The following is a 14,563-nucleotide window of genomic DNA, read 5'->3' as shown; positions in this document are numbered from 1 at the left end:
GGACTAACTTGGCGCACTGTATTGCGCCAAGCAGCAACCTTTCTGCGGATGAAACGGTGAAGTGGAGCGCGGCGGGAGCGGCATATAAGCCCCTCCCCCTTGTGGGCAGGGGTTGGGGAGGGGACTTTTTTGACCCTAAAGCCCGCCCTGCCAGACCTTGATCGCCTCCACCGGCCAGATCAGCATCACCACATTAAGCGTCAGATTATCGCGGATCACATAGCCGGTGAAAATTTCGAAGAAGAGGGCGATTGCCACCGTCAGAGCCACCGGCGCGCGCGATGCGAAGAAGAAGCCGAGGCACATGAAGACGGTGTCCATCGCCGAATTCAGGATGCTGTCGCCGTAATAGTCGAGTGCGATCGTCGCCGTGCGGTAACGGTCGATGATCAGCGGCGAATTTTCCAGCAGTTCCCAGCCGGATTCGATGACGAGCGCCAGCAGCAGCTTTGCCGCCAGCGGTTTGCGGCGCAGGACGAGATGGCCGAGCCCGTAGAACAGGAAGCCGTGGATGATATGCGACGGCGTGTACCAGTCCGACAGATGCTGCGAATTGCCGCTGGTATTGACCCCGCCCTCCCACAGCTTGACATAACCGCAGGCGCAGATCGGCACGCGGCCCATCAGATATTCGGCGACGATCTGGGCGACCAGCACCGCAAGGCAGGCGACGAACCAGAAGCTCTGGTGTCTCACACGATCTTCCGCCTCTGCAGCGCTCACGTTTCGCCGTCCGTTTCCAGGTTGATGCTATGCTTGAGCACCAGCGGCATCTGCGCCAGCGTGAAGATGATGGTGATCGGCATGGTGCCCCAGACCTTGAAGGCCACCCAGGCATCGTCCGAAAAATTGCGCCAGACGACTTCGTTCAGCACGGCGAGGAACAGAAAGAAGATGCCCCAGCGGATGGTGAGCTTGCGCCAGCCTTCGGCATCGAGCTGGAAGGCGGCGTTGAAGACGTAGCCGAGCAGCGATCGGCCGAAGGCAAGCCCGCCGAGCAGCGCCACCCCGAAGAGCGCGTTGACGATGGTCGGCTTCATCTTGATGAAAGTCTCGTTCTGCAGCCAGATCGACAGCGAGCCGAAGATGACGACGACGATGCCGGAGACAAAGGGCATGATCGGCAGATGGCCGAGCACGATCTTCGAAACCACAAGCGAAAGGATCGTCGCCGCCATGAAGAGGCCGGTTGCGACAAACAGCGGCCCACCGAGCTCCGAAAGCGCAGGAAATTTCTCCACCAGCCACTGGCCGCGCAGATTGGCGAAGAAGAAGATCATCAGCGGCCCGAGTTCCAGCGCCAGCTTCAGCAACGGATGATGCCGGTCGGCCGGGGTCGGGGTGATATCGCTTTCGGTGGTCATACGTTCGTCAAACCTGCTATTCCTGAAACTCTGGTTGCCGCCCGTGCCTTGCAGGCTTTCGGCGGCATATCTGTGGCATCATTGGGGAAGTCCGGCAATGGCATGCGCGAAATCCTCGGCCTCGAACGGCTCCAGATCGTCGACACCTTCACCGACGCCGATGAAATAGACCGGCAGCTTATGCTTGGCGGAAATGGCGACGAGGATGCCGCCGCGCGCCGTGCCGTCGAGCTTGGTCATGATCAGCCCATTGACGCCGGCAACGTTGCGGAAGATCTCGACCTGGCTGAGCGCATTCTGCCCCGTCGTCGCATCGAGCGTCTGCAGCACGGTGTGCGGCGCATCGGGATCGAGCTTGCCGAGCACGCGGACGATCTTCTCGAGCTCGGCCATCAGCTCGGCCTTGTTCTGCAGGCGGCCGGCGGTATCGACAATCAGCACATCGCATTTTTTCGCTTTCGCCTGTTCGAAAGCGTCATAGGCAAGGCCGGCAGCATCGGCGCCAAGCTTGGTGCCGACGAATTCCGAGTTCGTCCGCTCAGCCCAGATCTTCAGCTGCTCGATCGCCGCCGCGCGGAATGTATCGCCGGCCGCCAGCATCACCTTCAGCCCGGCACCGGAAAGCTTCGCCGCCAGCTTGCCGATCGTCGTCGTCTTGCCGGTGCCGTTGACGCCGACGACCAGGATGACATGCGGCTTGTGCGAGAGATCGAGCTGCAGCGGTTTGGCGACCGGCTTCAGAACCTTGGCGATTTCGGACGCCATGATCCGGCTGACATCCTCGCCGGTGACGTCCTTGCCGTATCGCTCAGACGCCAGCGTATCGGTGACCCGCAACGCGGTCTCGACGCCGAGATCGGCCTGGATCAGCAGGTCTTCGAGATCCTGCAGCGTCTCGTCGTCGAGTTTGCGCTTGGTAAAGAGCGCGGTGATCTGGCCGGTCAGCTGCGAGGAGGTGCGCGCGAGACCGTTGCGCAGGCGCTGGAACCAGCTGAGTTTCGGCTGCGGGACGAGGGGCTGCGGTTCGGCGATTGCCGGGCCGGTGGCGAAGCCTTTGGGGAGGATGGGCGATTCAGGTTTCGGCTGCTCCACGGCCGTTTCGGAAGGCTCGGCGGGCGTGATACCCCCCTCTGCCCTGCCGGGCATCTCCCCCACAAGGGGGGAGATCGGCTGAATAGAGGTGTCCGGTACCTCATCGATCTCAGGTGGAATTTCCTCTACAGGCGCTTCTGCGACTTCCCCGGTCCTTTCGATCAAAGCCGGTGCATCAGGCTCCAAATGATCTCCGCCCTTGTGGGGGAGATGTCCCGAAGGGACAGAGGGGGGTGTTTCCGTAGCGCTGTCCGCAATCAGCTGGGCTTCCGCCTCCGCGGCAGCCTCTGCCTCCAGCAATGAAAGTGGCACGACGCCCATTTCGCTCAACTGGTCCGGGGCCGGCAGAATCTGTGGTTCCGCATCCTCTGCCGCGACATGCACTTCCGTCACGCCCTCGTCGATATCCGCCGCCGGCCCGCCGGCCGTATCCATCTCCTCGGGCAGAACCGGATCATCCGCGACCGGCAGATCCTCGTCGCGCGAGCGCGGCTCGAGCTCCCTTACCACGGCATCGGGCACAGACTCTTCCGCCGGCTTGCCGAAGGTGAAGACCTTTTTGATGAAACTGAGCGCCATGGGGATTCCGTGAAAAGTCAGGCCGCGGCGGCGGCCGTCAATTGCATGTCGAGGTGCTTGCCATTGTGGCCGGTGATCGTGGCCGGCACAAGTTCGCCGGGGCGAAGGCCGGGTGCTGCGACCAGCGTGAAGTTTTCCGTATGCGCCAGGCCGTTGTTTTCGACAAGCAGCCATTGCCGGGTTCCGACCATGCCGTCGAGATGGGATAGATGCAGCCTATGTCCAGCGGCGCGCAGCCTGGCGGCGCGCTCCTTGACCAGCGACCGGTCGAGCTGCGGCATGCGGGCGGCGGGCGTGCCGGGACGCGGGCTGTAGGGGAAGACATGCAGATGCGCGATGTCCGCCTCTTCGGCCAGCCGCACGGCATTGCCGAACATCTCTTCCGTCTCCGTCGGGAAGCCGGCGATCATATCGGCGCCGAAGCTCATTTCGGGGCGAAGGCGGCGCGCCTCCTCGATGAAACGCAGCGCATCGGCGCGCAAATGCCGGCGCTTCATGCGCTTCAGGATCAGGTCGTCGCCATGCTGCAGCGACAGATGCAGATGCGGCATGAAGCGCGGCTCGTCGGCGATGAGATCCATCAGATGGGCGTCGACCTCAATGCTGTCGATCGAGGAAAGCCTGAGGCGGCGGATATCGGGAAGCTGCTTCAGGAGCGTCTTCGCCAGAAGCCCGAGGGTCGGGGTACCCGGCAGGTCACCGCCATAGCTGGTGGCGTCGACGCCGGTCAGCACGATCTCGCGATAACCGCTGTCGGCGAGTTTGCGGGCCTGGTCGACGACCGCGCCCATCGGCACGGAGCGGGAATTGCCGCGGCCATAGGGGATGATGCAGAAGGTGCAGCGGTGGTCGCAGCCGTTCTGCACCTGGATGAAGGCGCGCACATGGCCGTCGATATGCCTGACCATCTGCGGCGCCGTCGCCTTGACGCTCATGATGTCGTTGACGCGCAGCTTCTCCTCGGCCGAAACGCCGAAATCCGGCAGGCTGCGATAGGAAGCGCTTGAAAGCTTCTCCTCGTTGCCGAGCACGGCATCGACTTCCGCCATTTCAGCGAAGGTCTGTTTCTCAGTCTGCGCCGCGCAGCCGGTGACGATGATCCGGGCATGCGGATTGTCGCGCCGTGCCCGGCGGATCGCCTGGCGGGCCTGGCGCACGGCCTCGCCGGTCACGGCACAGGTGTTGACCAGGATGGCGTTGTTGAGCCCGGCCTTCTCAGCCTGCGCCTTCATCACTTCGGATTCATATGTGTTGAGGCGGCAGCCGAAGGTAATGACCTCGATGCCGCTCACTGCGCCTCGGCTCCCCGGTCCGCGTCGCGTGACCACAGGCCGGTCGAAGGATCGAGCCTGCCCGACCATTCCCATTCGGCCGGGCCGGTCATGATGACGTGATCGTCGCGCTCGCGCCATTCGATCGAAAGCACAGCCGGCGGCTTGGCGCTCGCCACATTGATCGTCACCTTGCGGCCGGTGCGGCCGGTGCGCGCGGCGCTGACGGCGGCCGAACAGGCGGCCGAGCCGCAGGCGAGCGTCAGTCCCGCGCCGCGCTCCCAGGTGCGCGTCGTCATCGATGTCGGCGAGGTCACCTGCGCCAGCGTGATATTGGCGCGCTCGGGAAACATCGGATGGTTTTCGAGCAGCGGCCCGAAGCGGGCGAGATCGTAGGACATCACGTCCCGGTCCACCCAGAAGATCGCATGCGGATTGCCCATCGACATGACTGACGGCGAATGCAGCACCGGATTGTCGATCGGGCCGATCTGCAATTCGATGCGGCTGGTATCGTGAAATTCTTCCGCCAGCGGGATCTTCTGCCAACCGAAGACCGGCCGGCCCATATCGACGGAGATCGTCCCGTCCTCGTGCTCGACGGCATTGAGGATGCCGGCGACCGTCTGGAAGGTGAAGGCCTTGCGGCCGGTCTCGGCGGCCAGCGCCTGCACGACGCAACGCGTGCCGTTGCCGCAGGCCTGCGCCTTCGAACCATCGGAATTCAGGATATCGATGAAGGCATCGGTGCCGTCGGCCTTCGGATCATGGATCGCCATGATCTGGTCGAACTCGGTCTGCGGGTCGGCATTGAGCGCCACCGCCGCCGCGGACGTCACCTTGTCGGGCCGGCCGCGCATATCGACGACCAGGATCTTGTTGCCAAGCCCGTTCATCCTTGCGAATTCGACCGTTGCGCTCATGATATCTTCCGTCCACGTTTCCGCTGTATATGGCGGAAATGCGAAGGAATTACCAGTGGGTGAGTGCCGCGCACCTATGCTGCCGGCCGCCCTTTAGGGACAGTCCGGCTTTACCGCTCAACACCATCGGAAGCAAAAGACGCCGCATGCGCTTCGACGATGGCGGCGGTAATGACCTTTCTCAGCTCGTAGACCAGCGAGCGGGACCGCTTGCGATCCAGATCCTGTGCCGCTTTGGCAAGACTAAGGCCTTCGTTCAGAACAATATGATGGGCCCGTGCCAGTGCCCAGCTTTCAATATCAGGATTGATCATTCGTATCTCCGCCGGATCATCCGGCATCAAGGATATTCACGAATCATTTTACACGATGCACTTAAGTAGAAAGTAGAATCATAAGCAGAATATTTTGCAACTGGCCTCTATGGCGTTTGAACTGTCCGCGGGAAATTTAACCGGTCGCATCAGGACCGTGTAGTCTCCCGAAACGCCCGCTCTGCGGTCTTTTGTCCGCATTCGCCTTGACTTTCCTGCCGCTTTCCTGTTTATCGCGCCCAATCCGCGACGAGCCGCATGACTCCGAGCCGCCGACCGGGACCTGAGATCCCGGAGGTCAACACCCGACAGCGCGATGCGCCCTCGGGTGCTTTTTGGCTTTGCGTCTTGTTTTCGTCAAGGAAAAGCACGACGTTTCCGGGCATATCGAACCCGCCCGAAACGTATCAAGGAAGAGCCGATGTTTGAAAACCTCCAGGACCGTCTTGGATCCATTCTGAATGGACTGACAGGCCGTGGCGCGCTTTCGGAAGCCGATGTTTCCGCAGCGCTGCGCGAGGTTCGCCGTGCGCTGCTGGAGGCCGACGTCGCGCTCGACGTCGTGCGTTCCTTCACCGACCGCGTGCGGGAAAAGGCCGTCGGCGCCGAGATCCTGAAGTCGATCAAACCCGGTCAGATGGTCGTCAAGATCGTCCATGACGAACTGATCGAAATGCTGGGCGGCGAAGGCGTCGGCATCGACCTGCATGCGGCCGCCCCCGTCGTCGTCATGATGGTCGGCCTGCAGGGCTCGGGCAAGACGACGACGTCAGCCAAGATCGCCCATCGCCTGTCGACGCGCGACAAGAAGAAGGTGCTGATGGCGTCGCTCGACACGCGCCGCCCGGCAGCCCAGGAGCAGCTTCGCCAGCTCGGCGCCCAGGCCAGCATCGACACGCTGCCCATTATCTCAGGCCAGTCGCCGACCGATATCGCCGCCCGCGCCGTGCAGGCGGCCAAGCTCGGCGGCCATGACGTCGTCATCCTCGACACCGCCGGCCGCACCCATATCGACGAACCCTTGATGGTCGAGATGGCCGACATCAAGAAGCGCTCGAACCCACATGAAATCCTGCTGGTCGCCGACTCGCTGACCGGTCAGGACGCCGTCAATCTCGCCCGCAACTTCGACGACCGTGTCGGCATCACCGGCCTGGTGCTGACCCGCATGGACGGCGATGGCCGCGGCGGTGCGGCCCTTTCGATGCGCGCCGTCACCGGTAAGCCGATCAAGCTGATCGGCGTCGGCGAGAAGATGAGCGAGCTCGAGGAGTTCCATCCCCGCCGCATCGCCGACCGCATCCTCGGCATGGGCGACATCGTCTCGCTCGTCGAGCGCGCGGCCGAGAATATCGATGCCGAGAAGGCGGCCGCCATGGCCGCCAAGATGGCCAAGGGCAAGTTCGACCTCAACGATCTCGCCGATCAGCTGCGCCAGATGCAGAAGATGGGCGGCATGGGCGGCATCATGGGGATGATGCCCGGCATGGCCGGCATGAAGGACAAGATGGCCGCGGCCGGCCTCGACGACAGGCTTTTCGGTCGCCAGATCGCCATCATCCAGTCGATGACCAAGGCCGAGCGCGCCAATCCCGACCTGCTCAAGCATTCGCGCAAGAAGCGCATCGCCGCCGGCTCCGGCACCGATGCCGCCGCCATCAACAAGCTTCTGAAGATGCATCGCCAGATGGCCGACATGATGAAGATGATGGGCGGCAAAGGCAAAGGCGGCATGATGAAGCAGATGATGGGTGGCCTTGCCGGCAAGATGGGGCTTGGCGGCTTAGGCGGTATGGGCGGCGGCATGCCCGATCTCTCGAATATCGATCCCCGGCAGCTCGAAGCCTTGCAGAAGCAGGCCGAAGCGGCGGGACTTGGAAAGCCGGGTGGGGGTATGCCCGGTCTCGGTGGTATGCCGGGTGGTTTGCCTGGCCTCGGCGGCGCCAAGCTGCCGGGCCTGGGCGGTGGTTTCCCGGGATTGCCCGGCTTGCCGAAGAAGAAGTGAAAGGATCGCTTGCCCCATGATTGATCCAAACGTCAAAGCCCAGCTCGCGAGCTATCGTCAGTCGATCGACAATATCGACGCCGCGCTCGTGCACATGCTGGCCGAACGCTTCCGCTGCACCAAAGAGGTCGGCGTGCTGAAGGCCAAATACAATCTGCCGCCGGCCGATCCGGCGCGCGAGGAATACCAGATCGAACGCCTTCGCCAGCTGGCGAAAGCCGCCAATCTGGACCCGGATTTCGCCGAGAAGTTCCTGAACTTCGTCATCAAGGAAGTCATCCGGCATCATGAGCAGATCGCTGCGGACCACGCTGAACAGAGCGCCGCAGCCCGATAACCCGCCTGATCAGGCGACCAAAGAAAAGCCTAAGGAGTAAAGAACATGGCACTGAAAATTCGTCTCGCCCGCGGTGGCTCCAAGAAGCGCCCGTATTACCACGTCGTTCTCGCCGATGCGCGCAGCCCGCGTGACGGCCGCTTCCTCGAAAACCTCGGTTCCTGGAACCCGATGCTCGCCAAGGACGACGAGAAGCGCGTTCAGCTGAACGCCGAGCGCATCAAGCACTGGATCGAAAACGGCGCCCAGCCGACCGACCGCGTTCTGCGCTTCCTCAATGAAGCCGGCGTTGCCAAGCGCGAAGCCAAGAACAACCCGATCAAGGCAAAGCCGGGCAAGCGCGCTCAGGAACGCGCCGCCGAAAAGGCTCAGAAGATCGCTGACGCCGCCGCCGCTGCTGCCGACGCCGCCGAATAATCGGGACCTTCCCCAATTGAGCGGGCGGCATGGCGACATGCCGCCCGTTTTCGTTTCCAATTACCCGCACTTCGTTTATGAGAAACCAGTCTTTCGGCTTCACATGAAGGAACCCATGACAAAGCTTGAAAACCCCGTTCTGATGGCGACGATCGGCGGCGCGCAAGGCCTCCGGGGCGAGGTGCGTGCCAAGGCCTACACGGCCGATCCGAGCGCCCTTGGCGACTACGGCCACCTGCACAGCATGGACGGCCGCAGCTTCGAAGTCCTCGAAATCCGCGAGACGAAGAATGTCGTCGTCGTCCGTTTCCGCGGCGTCAACGACCGCAATGCCGCCGAAGCGCTGAACGGGCTCGAACTCTATATCGAGCGCGACAACCTGCCGGACGAGGAGCTTGAAGATGACGAGTTCTACTATGCCGATCTCGAAGGCCTGGAAGCACGCGACGACAAGGGTGCCAGCTATGGCACCGTCACCGGCGTCTTCGATTTCGGCGCCGGCGATTTGCTGGAACTCAAAGGTCCGGGCAAACGGCCGGTGCTGATCCCCTTCTCCGAAGCCTCGGTGCTGGAGATCGATCTCGAGGCCGGCACGCTGCTGATCGACCCGCTGGCGGCAGGCTTGGTCGACGATCCCGAAGAGCTTTCGAAATTCACCGCGGACAAGCCGAAAAAGAAGAAGTGATGGCTTTCCGGGCGAGCGTGCTGACACTCTATCCGGAAATGTTTCCGGGACATCTGGGCTTTTCGCTCGCCGGCAAGGCGATGGAGCGTGGGCAATGGTCGCTGGATGCGGTGCAGATCCGCGATTTCGCCACCGACAAGCACCGCACGGTCGATGACACTCCGGCCGGCGGCGGCGCCGGCATGGTGCTGAAACCCGACGTTCTCGCCCGTGCGATCGACAGCACCGCTGAGAACGATACCCGCCCGCGCCTGCTGATGAGCCCGCGCGGCCGGCCGCTGACGCAGGAGCGCGTGCGCGCGCTTGCTTCAGGCGACGGCGTCATCATCGTCTGCGGCCGCTTCGAGGGCGTCGATCAGCGAGTGATCGAGGCGCGCGGCCTGGAAGAGGTTTCGATCGGCGACTACGTTCTGTCAGGCGGCGAGCCGGCGGCGCTGATCGTGCTCGACGCGATCATCCGCATCCTGCCCGGCGTCATGGGCAACGATCTTTCCGGCCTGCACGAAAGCTTCGAAGGCGGGCTGCTGGAACATCCTCATTATACCAGGCCGCAGGCCTGGGAAGGCCGGGAAATTCCCGCTATCCTCACCTCCGGCAATCACGGCGCCATCGAGAAATGGCGGCACCAGGAGGCGGTGCGGCTGACGCGGGAGCGGCGGCCGGATCTCCTGGAAAAGGCTGAACCTAAGAAAAACGGCTGATTCCACCCTCCCCTTCACAAAAATGTCGTGCGAGGGATGACAAGCCCCGGCCTTTCGTGTATTGGCGCACGCGGAAATGGGGTTATCCCCGTCTGCCAGCAAACAAAGAATGGCGAACCCGCTCCCGCCCTGAAGGGCAAAGTCCTGAGGCCAGTTCCAAAGGATCAGTGTCGAGCGCTCTGGCTGTTTCAGAAGAACCAAAGGTTAAGACGATGAACATCATTCAGCAGCTTGAGGCCGAACAGGCCGCCAAGATCGAAGCCAAGCGCACGCTTCCCGAATTTTCCCCGGGCGATACCGTCCGCGTCAACGTGAAGGTCACGGAAGGCAACCGTACCCGCGTTCAGGCCTATGAAGGCGTCTGCATCGCCCGCTCCGGCGGCGGCCTGCAGGAAAACTTCACGGTCCGCAAGATCTCCTACGGCGAAGGCGTCGAGCGCGTATTCCCGGTCTACTCGCCGATGATCGAAAGCGTCGACGTCGTTCGCCGCGGTAAGGTCCGTCGCGCCAAGCTCTATTACCTCCGTGATCGTCGCGGCAAGTCTGCCCGTATCGTTGAAGACACCGGCGTGCGCGCCCGCAAGCTCAACGACGCCGAGCGCGCCGCGATCGCCGAGGAAAAGGCACGCATCGAAGCTGAAAAGATTGCAGCCGCTCAGGCGCTCGCCGCCGAGAAGGCAGCAGCAGAAGCAGCCGAAGCCAAGGCCGCTGCTGAAGCAGCAGCCGCCGCAGCAGCGGAACCGGCTGCAGAATAAGATCTGCGCCCCGCAAAAATCTTTGCTTGGAGCAAAATTCTTTTGCTTGGAAAGGCGGCCTTCGGGTCGCCTTTTCTCTTTTTTCCTTGGGCACGCAGCCGGCGGCCTTGCCTTCGGCAGGTCTTCCGTGACAATTTTCGCCGTTCAATCCCGGAGAGCCGTTCCATGCTGTTTCGTCGTACTGTCCTTGCGAGCTTCGCCGCCCTTGCGCTCGCACCCTTGGCCGCATTGGCAGCCGAACTGCCGGATCTCGGCGGCAAGAGCGTCGTCGTCGTCACCGAGAATGCCTATCCGCCGCTGCAGTTCGTCGACCCGAAATCCGGCAAGCCGATCGGCTGGGAATATGATGCGATGAACGAGATCGCCAAGCGGCTGAATTTCAAGGTCGAATATCAGAATACCAGCTGGGACGCGATGATCCAGGCGGTTTCCGACGGCCAGTACAACATCGGCATGACCGGCATCACCATCAAGGAAGACCGCAAACAGAAGGTGGATTTCTCCGACCCCTATATGCGCTCGCAGCAGTTCATGCTGGTGCGCGGCGACGAGAAGCGTTTCACCGACGCCAAGTCCTTCGCCGCGTTCAAGGATGGCCTGGTCGGCGCCCAGCCCGGCACCACGCCCTTCTACACCGCTGTCTATGAAGTGCTCGACGGCAATGAGCAGAACCCGCGCATCAAGCTCTTCGAAACCTTCGGCGCCACCGTCCAGGCGCTGAAGGCCGGCGACGTCGATGTGGTGCTGACCGACGGCACCGCCGGCAAGGGTTATGTCGACGCCTCGAATGGCGCCCTGAAGCTGATCGGCGAGCCGCTCGGCACCGAAGATTTCGGCTTCATCTTCCCGAAGGGTTCCGATCTCGTCGCGCCCGTCAATGCCGCCATTTCAGCCCTCAAGGCCGACGGCACACTGGATGCGCTGAACAAGAAGTGGTTCCTCGACTATAAGATGGGCGAATGACGCCGAGCCATTGCTGATGGCTTTGCGACCATCTCCCGACAGACACGTCAAGGACGACTATCCCTCGTGGCTGGTCGCGCTCGTCGCGATCGGCATCGTCCTTGCCGCCATCATCGTCACCAACGATATCTATGCCCAGGTTTTCCGCACCGTCGTCAACGGCGTCGGCATCACCGTCTTCGTCACGCTGGTCGCCTTCGTGCTCGCCACCGTGCTCGGCCTCGGCATCTGCCTGCTCGGCATGGCCGACAGCCGGGCGCTGCGCCAGATCGCACGCTTCTACATCGAGATCATCCGCGGCATCCCGATCCTCGTGCTCCTGTTCTACGTCGCCTTCGTCGGCGCCCCGGCTCTGGTTGCCGCCTATAATTTTCTGATTTCACCGCTGGTGAGTTCAGGCATGGCCGAGCCCATCCTGGTGCGCGACCTCTCGCTGATGTGGCGGGCGATCATCGCGCTGACGATCGGTTATTCGTCCTTCATCGCCGAGATCTTCCGGGCCGGTTTCCAATCGGTCGATCTCGGCCAGATCGAGGCGGCCAAGGCACTCGGCCTTTCCCGCTACCGGCGCTTCCGCTCCGTCGTCTTCCCGCAGGCGATCCGGGTGATCTTCCCGCCGCTCTCCAACGATTTCGTCTCGATGGTCAAGGATTCATCGCTCGTCTCCGTGCTCGGCGTCGCCGACATCACCCAGATGGGCAAGGTCTATGCCGCCGGCTCCTTCCGCTTCTTCGAGACCTATTCGATCGTCACCTACATCTACCTGATCCTGACGATCGGCCTGTCGCTGGCGCTGCGGCGGACGGAGAAATGGATGAAGTCGCGGTGAATGATCGAAAGCCATGACACCCGCGAATGCGGTCTTGATGATTCAAATTGAAGCCGCCGCGAAAAATCGGTATATGCAGGCGATGGAATCCAAGTTCAGATGCACAGGCGCGCATATTTTCGTGCTGCAGGACCATTATCGCCTGCCGGCGCGGTTCTTTGCATGCGTGTCCGGCGCGCTCAACAGCCGACTTCGTTGATCGAATGACGGCCGGCGGAGCTTGATCCGCTTTTTACTCGATTTCCCAAAAGCATCCAAAAACGGACTTAACGCCATGAGCGCACCGCGTACCCTCTACGACAAGATCTGGGACGATCACCTGGTCGACGAACAGGCAGACGGCACCTGTCTTCTCTACATCGACCGCCATCTGGTCCACGAAGTCACCTCGCCACAGGCGTTCGAAGGCCTGCGCATGACCGGCCGCAAGGTTCGCGCCCCGGAAAAGACGCTCGCCGTCGTCGACCATAACGTTCCGACCTCGCCCGATCGCCATCTGGGCATCAAGAACGAGGAAAGCCGAATCCAGGTGGAAGCGCTGGCGACCAACGCCGCCGAATTCGGCGTCGAATATTATTCGGCAAGCGACAAGCGCCAGGGCATCGTTCACATCGTCGGTCCTGAACAGGGCTTCACCCTGCCCGGCATGACCATCGTCTGCGGCGACAGCCACACCTCGACGCACGGCGCCTTCGGCGCGCTGGCGCACGGCATCGGCACCTCCGAGGTCGAGCATGTGCTGGCGACCCAGACGCTGATCCAGAAGAAGGCGAAGAACATGCTGGTGCGGGTCGACGGCCTGCTGCCGCCGCACGTCACCGCCAAGGACATCATCCTCGCCATCATCGGCGAAATCGGCACCGCCGGCGGCACCGGCCACGTCATCGAATTTGCCGGCGAAGCGATCCGCTCGCTGTCGATGGAAGGCCGCATGACCATCTGCAACATGACGATCGAAGGCGGCGCTCGCGCCGGCCTGATCGCCCCTGACGAAAAGACCTTCGAATACATCAAGGGCAAGCCGCGCGCGCCGAAGGGCGAGGCGCTGGAACAGGCGATCGCCTACTGGAAGACGCTGCAGACCGACGAGGGCGCGCATTACGACCGCGTCGTCATCCTCGATGCCGCCAGCCTGCCGCCGATCGTCTCCTGGGGCTCCTCGCCCGAGGACGTCATCTCCGTTCAGGGCATCGTCCCGAACCCAGACGACATCCAGGACGAGACCAAGCGCACCTCTAAATGGCGCGCGCTCGACTATATGGGCCTGAAGCCCGGCACCAAGATGACCGACATCACGCTTGACCGCGTCTTCATCGGCTCCTGCACCAACGGCCGCATCGAGGATCTGCGCGAAGTCGCCAAGGTGGTCGAAGGCAAGACGGTTGCCGCATCCGTCGATGCGATGATCGTTCCGGGCTCCGGCCTCGTCAAGGAACAGGCGGAAGCCGAAGGCCTCGACAAGATCTTCAAGGCCGCCGGTTTCGACTGGCGCGAGCCGGGCTGCTCCATGTGCCTGGCCATGAACGACGACCGCCTGAAGCCGGGCGAACGCTGCGCGTCCACCTCGAACCGCAACTTCGAAGGCCGTCAGGGCTTCAAGGGTCGCACCCACCTCGTTTCACCGGCCATGGCGGCGGCCGCCGCGATCGCCGGCCACTTCGTCGATATCCGCGAGTGGAACTGATCCGTCGTCCCACGGAAGAGAATGAAAGCCGCCCGATGCGCTCTCAGCGCATCGGGCGGTTTCGTATTTCATGGCGACTGTGCCGTATCCCGCTGTAATTCAACGGGTAAGCCCGTTTGTGCATGGCCCGTCTTCCCAATTTCATCCGTTCGGGCAATCGACATCGAAAAATGCGTGTGGCCTCCTTGGTATAGGCGCGATACGCGACTGATACCGTTCAGGCTCCGGCGAACACCGCGCCATCGGGGGAATGGCCATGAGGCGGAAAAGAGTACGGAGTTTACTGCAAGCCAGCTTGATCGTATTTGCATTGCAGGCATCGATCGACGCCGCCGAGGCCGCGCCGATCCGTCCGGCGATAGGACCGGTCATGGCCTCTTCCGATCTGCTGCACCAGATCGCCCAAAGCAAGATACCCTATCTCAATGGATATCGGGGCTATAGCAGCGCCCGGTCCGGCTATATCAAGAGCGCGAACGGCTATTGGTATCCGGCGCGCGCCTTTGACGATTATTATACCGGATCGGTCGGACGGCCGCAGCGCATGAGCAATAGCTGCAATTTCGGCTTTGCCCCGACGAACGGATCGTCGAACTGCAACTACTGATCGAAGGCTGCATTCTCCGTTATGCGGCGGTCGCCGC

General features: G+C 62.4%; 17 protein-coding genes. 11 read left to right on the top strand and 6 right to left on the bottom strand.

From position 1 onward, the window contains the following. Positions 1-135: 135 nt before the first annotated feature. The 6 genes from QMO80_RS14220 to QMO80_RS14195 form a co-directional block, all read right to left on the bottom strand. Positions 136-723 (bottom strand): DUF2585 domain-containing protein, encoded by a 588-nt coding sequence (locus QMO80_RS14220; RefSeq protein WP_283197152.1) that lies wholly within the window; start codon positions 721-723, stop codon positions 136-138. Further along, positions 720-1,364, bottom strand: coding sequence for a septation protein A (locus QMO80_RS14215; RefSeq protein WP_283197151.1), 645 nt, complete (start codon positions 1,362-1,364; stop codon positions 720-722). The genes QMO80_RS14220 and QMO80_RS14215 overlap by 4 nt, the downstream gene beginning before the upstream one ends. 78 nt (positions 1,365-1,442) lie before the next feature. Continuing rightward, complete coding sequence (gene ftsY / locus QMO80_RS14210) at positions 1,443-3,035, bottom strand: signal recognition particle-docking protein FtsY (protein ID WP_283197150.1); 1,593 nt, start codon at positions 3,033-3,035, stop codon at positions 1,443-1,445. Between the two features lie 17 nt (positions 3,036-3,052). After that, positions 3,053-4,327, bottom strand: coding sequence for a tRNA (N(6)-L-threonylcarbamoyladenosine(37)-C(2))-methylthiotransferase MtaB (gene mtaB, locus QMO80_RS14205; RefSeq protein ID WP_283197149.1), 1,275 nt, complete (start codon positions 4,325-4,327; stop codon positions 3,053-3,055). Then, positions 4,324-5,229 carry a diaminopimelate epimerase gene (gene dapF / locus QMO80_RS14200; protein WP_283197148.1) on the bottom strand — a complete coding sequence of 302 codons (906 nt, stop codon included), beginning with the start codon at positions 5,227-5,229 and terminating at the stop codon, positions 4,324-4,326. The genes mtaB and dapF overlap by 4 nt, the downstream gene beginning before the upstream one ends. A gap of 110 nt (positions 5,230-5,339) precedes the next feature. Further along, positions 5,340-5,543: a hypothetical protein gene (locus QMO80_RS14195; RefSeq protein ID WP_041683802.1), complete on the bottom strand. Its 204-nt coding sequence runs from the start codon at positions 5,541-5,543 to the stop codon at positions 5,340-5,342. 421 nt (positions 5,544-5,964) lie between these two features. Between QMO80_RS14195 and ffh the strand changes: the two genes are divergently transcribed. The 11 genes from ffh to QMO80_RS14140 all read left to right on the top strand — a co-directional run bounded on the left by ffh (position 5,965) and on the right by QMO80_RS14140 (position 14,526). After that, positions 5,965-7,548, top strand: coding sequence for a signal recognition particle protein (gene ffh / locus QMO80_RS14190; protein ID WP_283197147.1), 1,584 nt, complete (start codon positions 5,965-5,967; stop codon positions 7,546-7,548). A gap of 16 nt (positions 7,549-7,564) precedes the next feature. Beyond that, positions 7,565-7,885 carry a chorismate mutase gene (locus QMO80_RS14185; RefSeq protein WP_003543666.1) on the top strand — a complete coding sequence of 107 codons (321 nt, stop codon included), beginning with the start codon at positions 7,565-7,567 and terminating at the stop codon, positions 7,883-7,885. A gap of 45 nt (positions 7,886-7,930) precedes the next feature. Next, positions 7,931-8,302: a 30S ribosomal protein S16 gene (gene rpsP, locus QMO80_RS14180; protein ID WP_283197146.1), complete on the top strand. Its 372-nt coding sequence runs from the start codon at positions 7,931-7,933 to the stop codon at positions 8,300-8,302. 115 nt (positions 8,303-8,417) lie between these two features. Further along, positions 8,418-8,987 (top strand): ribosome maturation factor RimM, encoded by a 570-nt coding sequence (rimM, locus tag QMO80_RS14175; protein ID WP_049733506.1) that lies wholly within the window; start codon positions 8,418-8,420, stop codon positions 8,985-8,987. Continuing rightward, positions 8,987-9,688: a tRNA (guanosine(37)-N1)-methyltransferase TrmD gene (trmD, locus tag QMO80_RS14170; RefSeq protein ID WP_283197145.1), complete on the top strand. Its 702-nt coding sequence runs from the start codon at positions 8,987-8,989 to the stop codon at positions 9,686-9,688. The genes rimM and trmD overlap by 1 nt, the downstream gene beginning before the upstream one ends. 212 nt (positions 9,689-9,900) lie before the next feature. Next, positions 9,901-10,443 (top strand): 50S ribosomal protein L19, encoded by a 543-nt coding sequence (rplS, locus tag QMO80_RS14165; RefSeq protein ID WP_283197144.1) that lies wholly within the window; start codon positions 9,901-9,903, stop codon positions 10,441-10,443. 165 nt (positions 10,444-10,608) lie between these two features. After that, the gene (locus QMO80_RS14160; protein ID WP_283197143.1) at positions 10,609-11,406 is read left to right on the top strand and encodes a basic amino acid ABC transporter substrate-binding protein; all 798 of its coding nucleotides are present in this window, start codon (positions 10,609-10,611) and stop codon (positions 11,404-11,406) included. 16 nt (positions 11,407-11,422) lie between these two features. After that, entirely contained in the window at positions 11,423-12,235 is an 813-nt protein-coding gene (locus QMO80_RS14155; protein ID WP_283197142.1) for an amino acid ABC transporter permease, read from the top strand. Between the two features lie 13 nt (positions 12,236-12,248). Beyond that, entirely contained in the window at positions 12,249-12,434 is a 186-nt protein-coding gene (locus tag QMO80_RS14150; RefSeq protein ID WP_283200257.1) for a hypothetical protein, read from the top strand. 75 nt (positions 12,435-12,509) lie between these two features. After that, positions 12,510-13,919: a 3-isopropylmalate dehydratase large subunit gene (gene leuC / locus QMO80_RS14145; RefSeq protein ID WP_283197141.1), complete on the top strand. Its 1,410-nt coding sequence runs from the start codon at positions 12,510-12,512 to the stop codon at positions 13,917-13,919. A 256-nt stretch (positions 13,920-14,175) separates the two neighbouring features. Further along, on the top strand, positions 14,176-14,526 hold the full coding sequence (locus tag QMO80_RS14140; protein ID WP_283197140.1) for a cell surface protein: 351 nt from the start codon (positions 14,176-14,178) through the stop codon (positions 14,524-14,526). Positions 14,527-14,563: the final 37 nt, after the last annotated feature.

It is taken from the genome of Rhizobium sp. BT03, assembly GCF_030053155.1.
Classification (GTDB): domain Bacteria; phylum Pseudomonadota; class Alphaproteobacteria; order Rhizobiales; family Rhizobiaceae; genus Rhizobium.
Note: the sequence above shows the minus strand (reverse complement) of the source record. Positions and strands in the feature narration are given on the sequence as shown.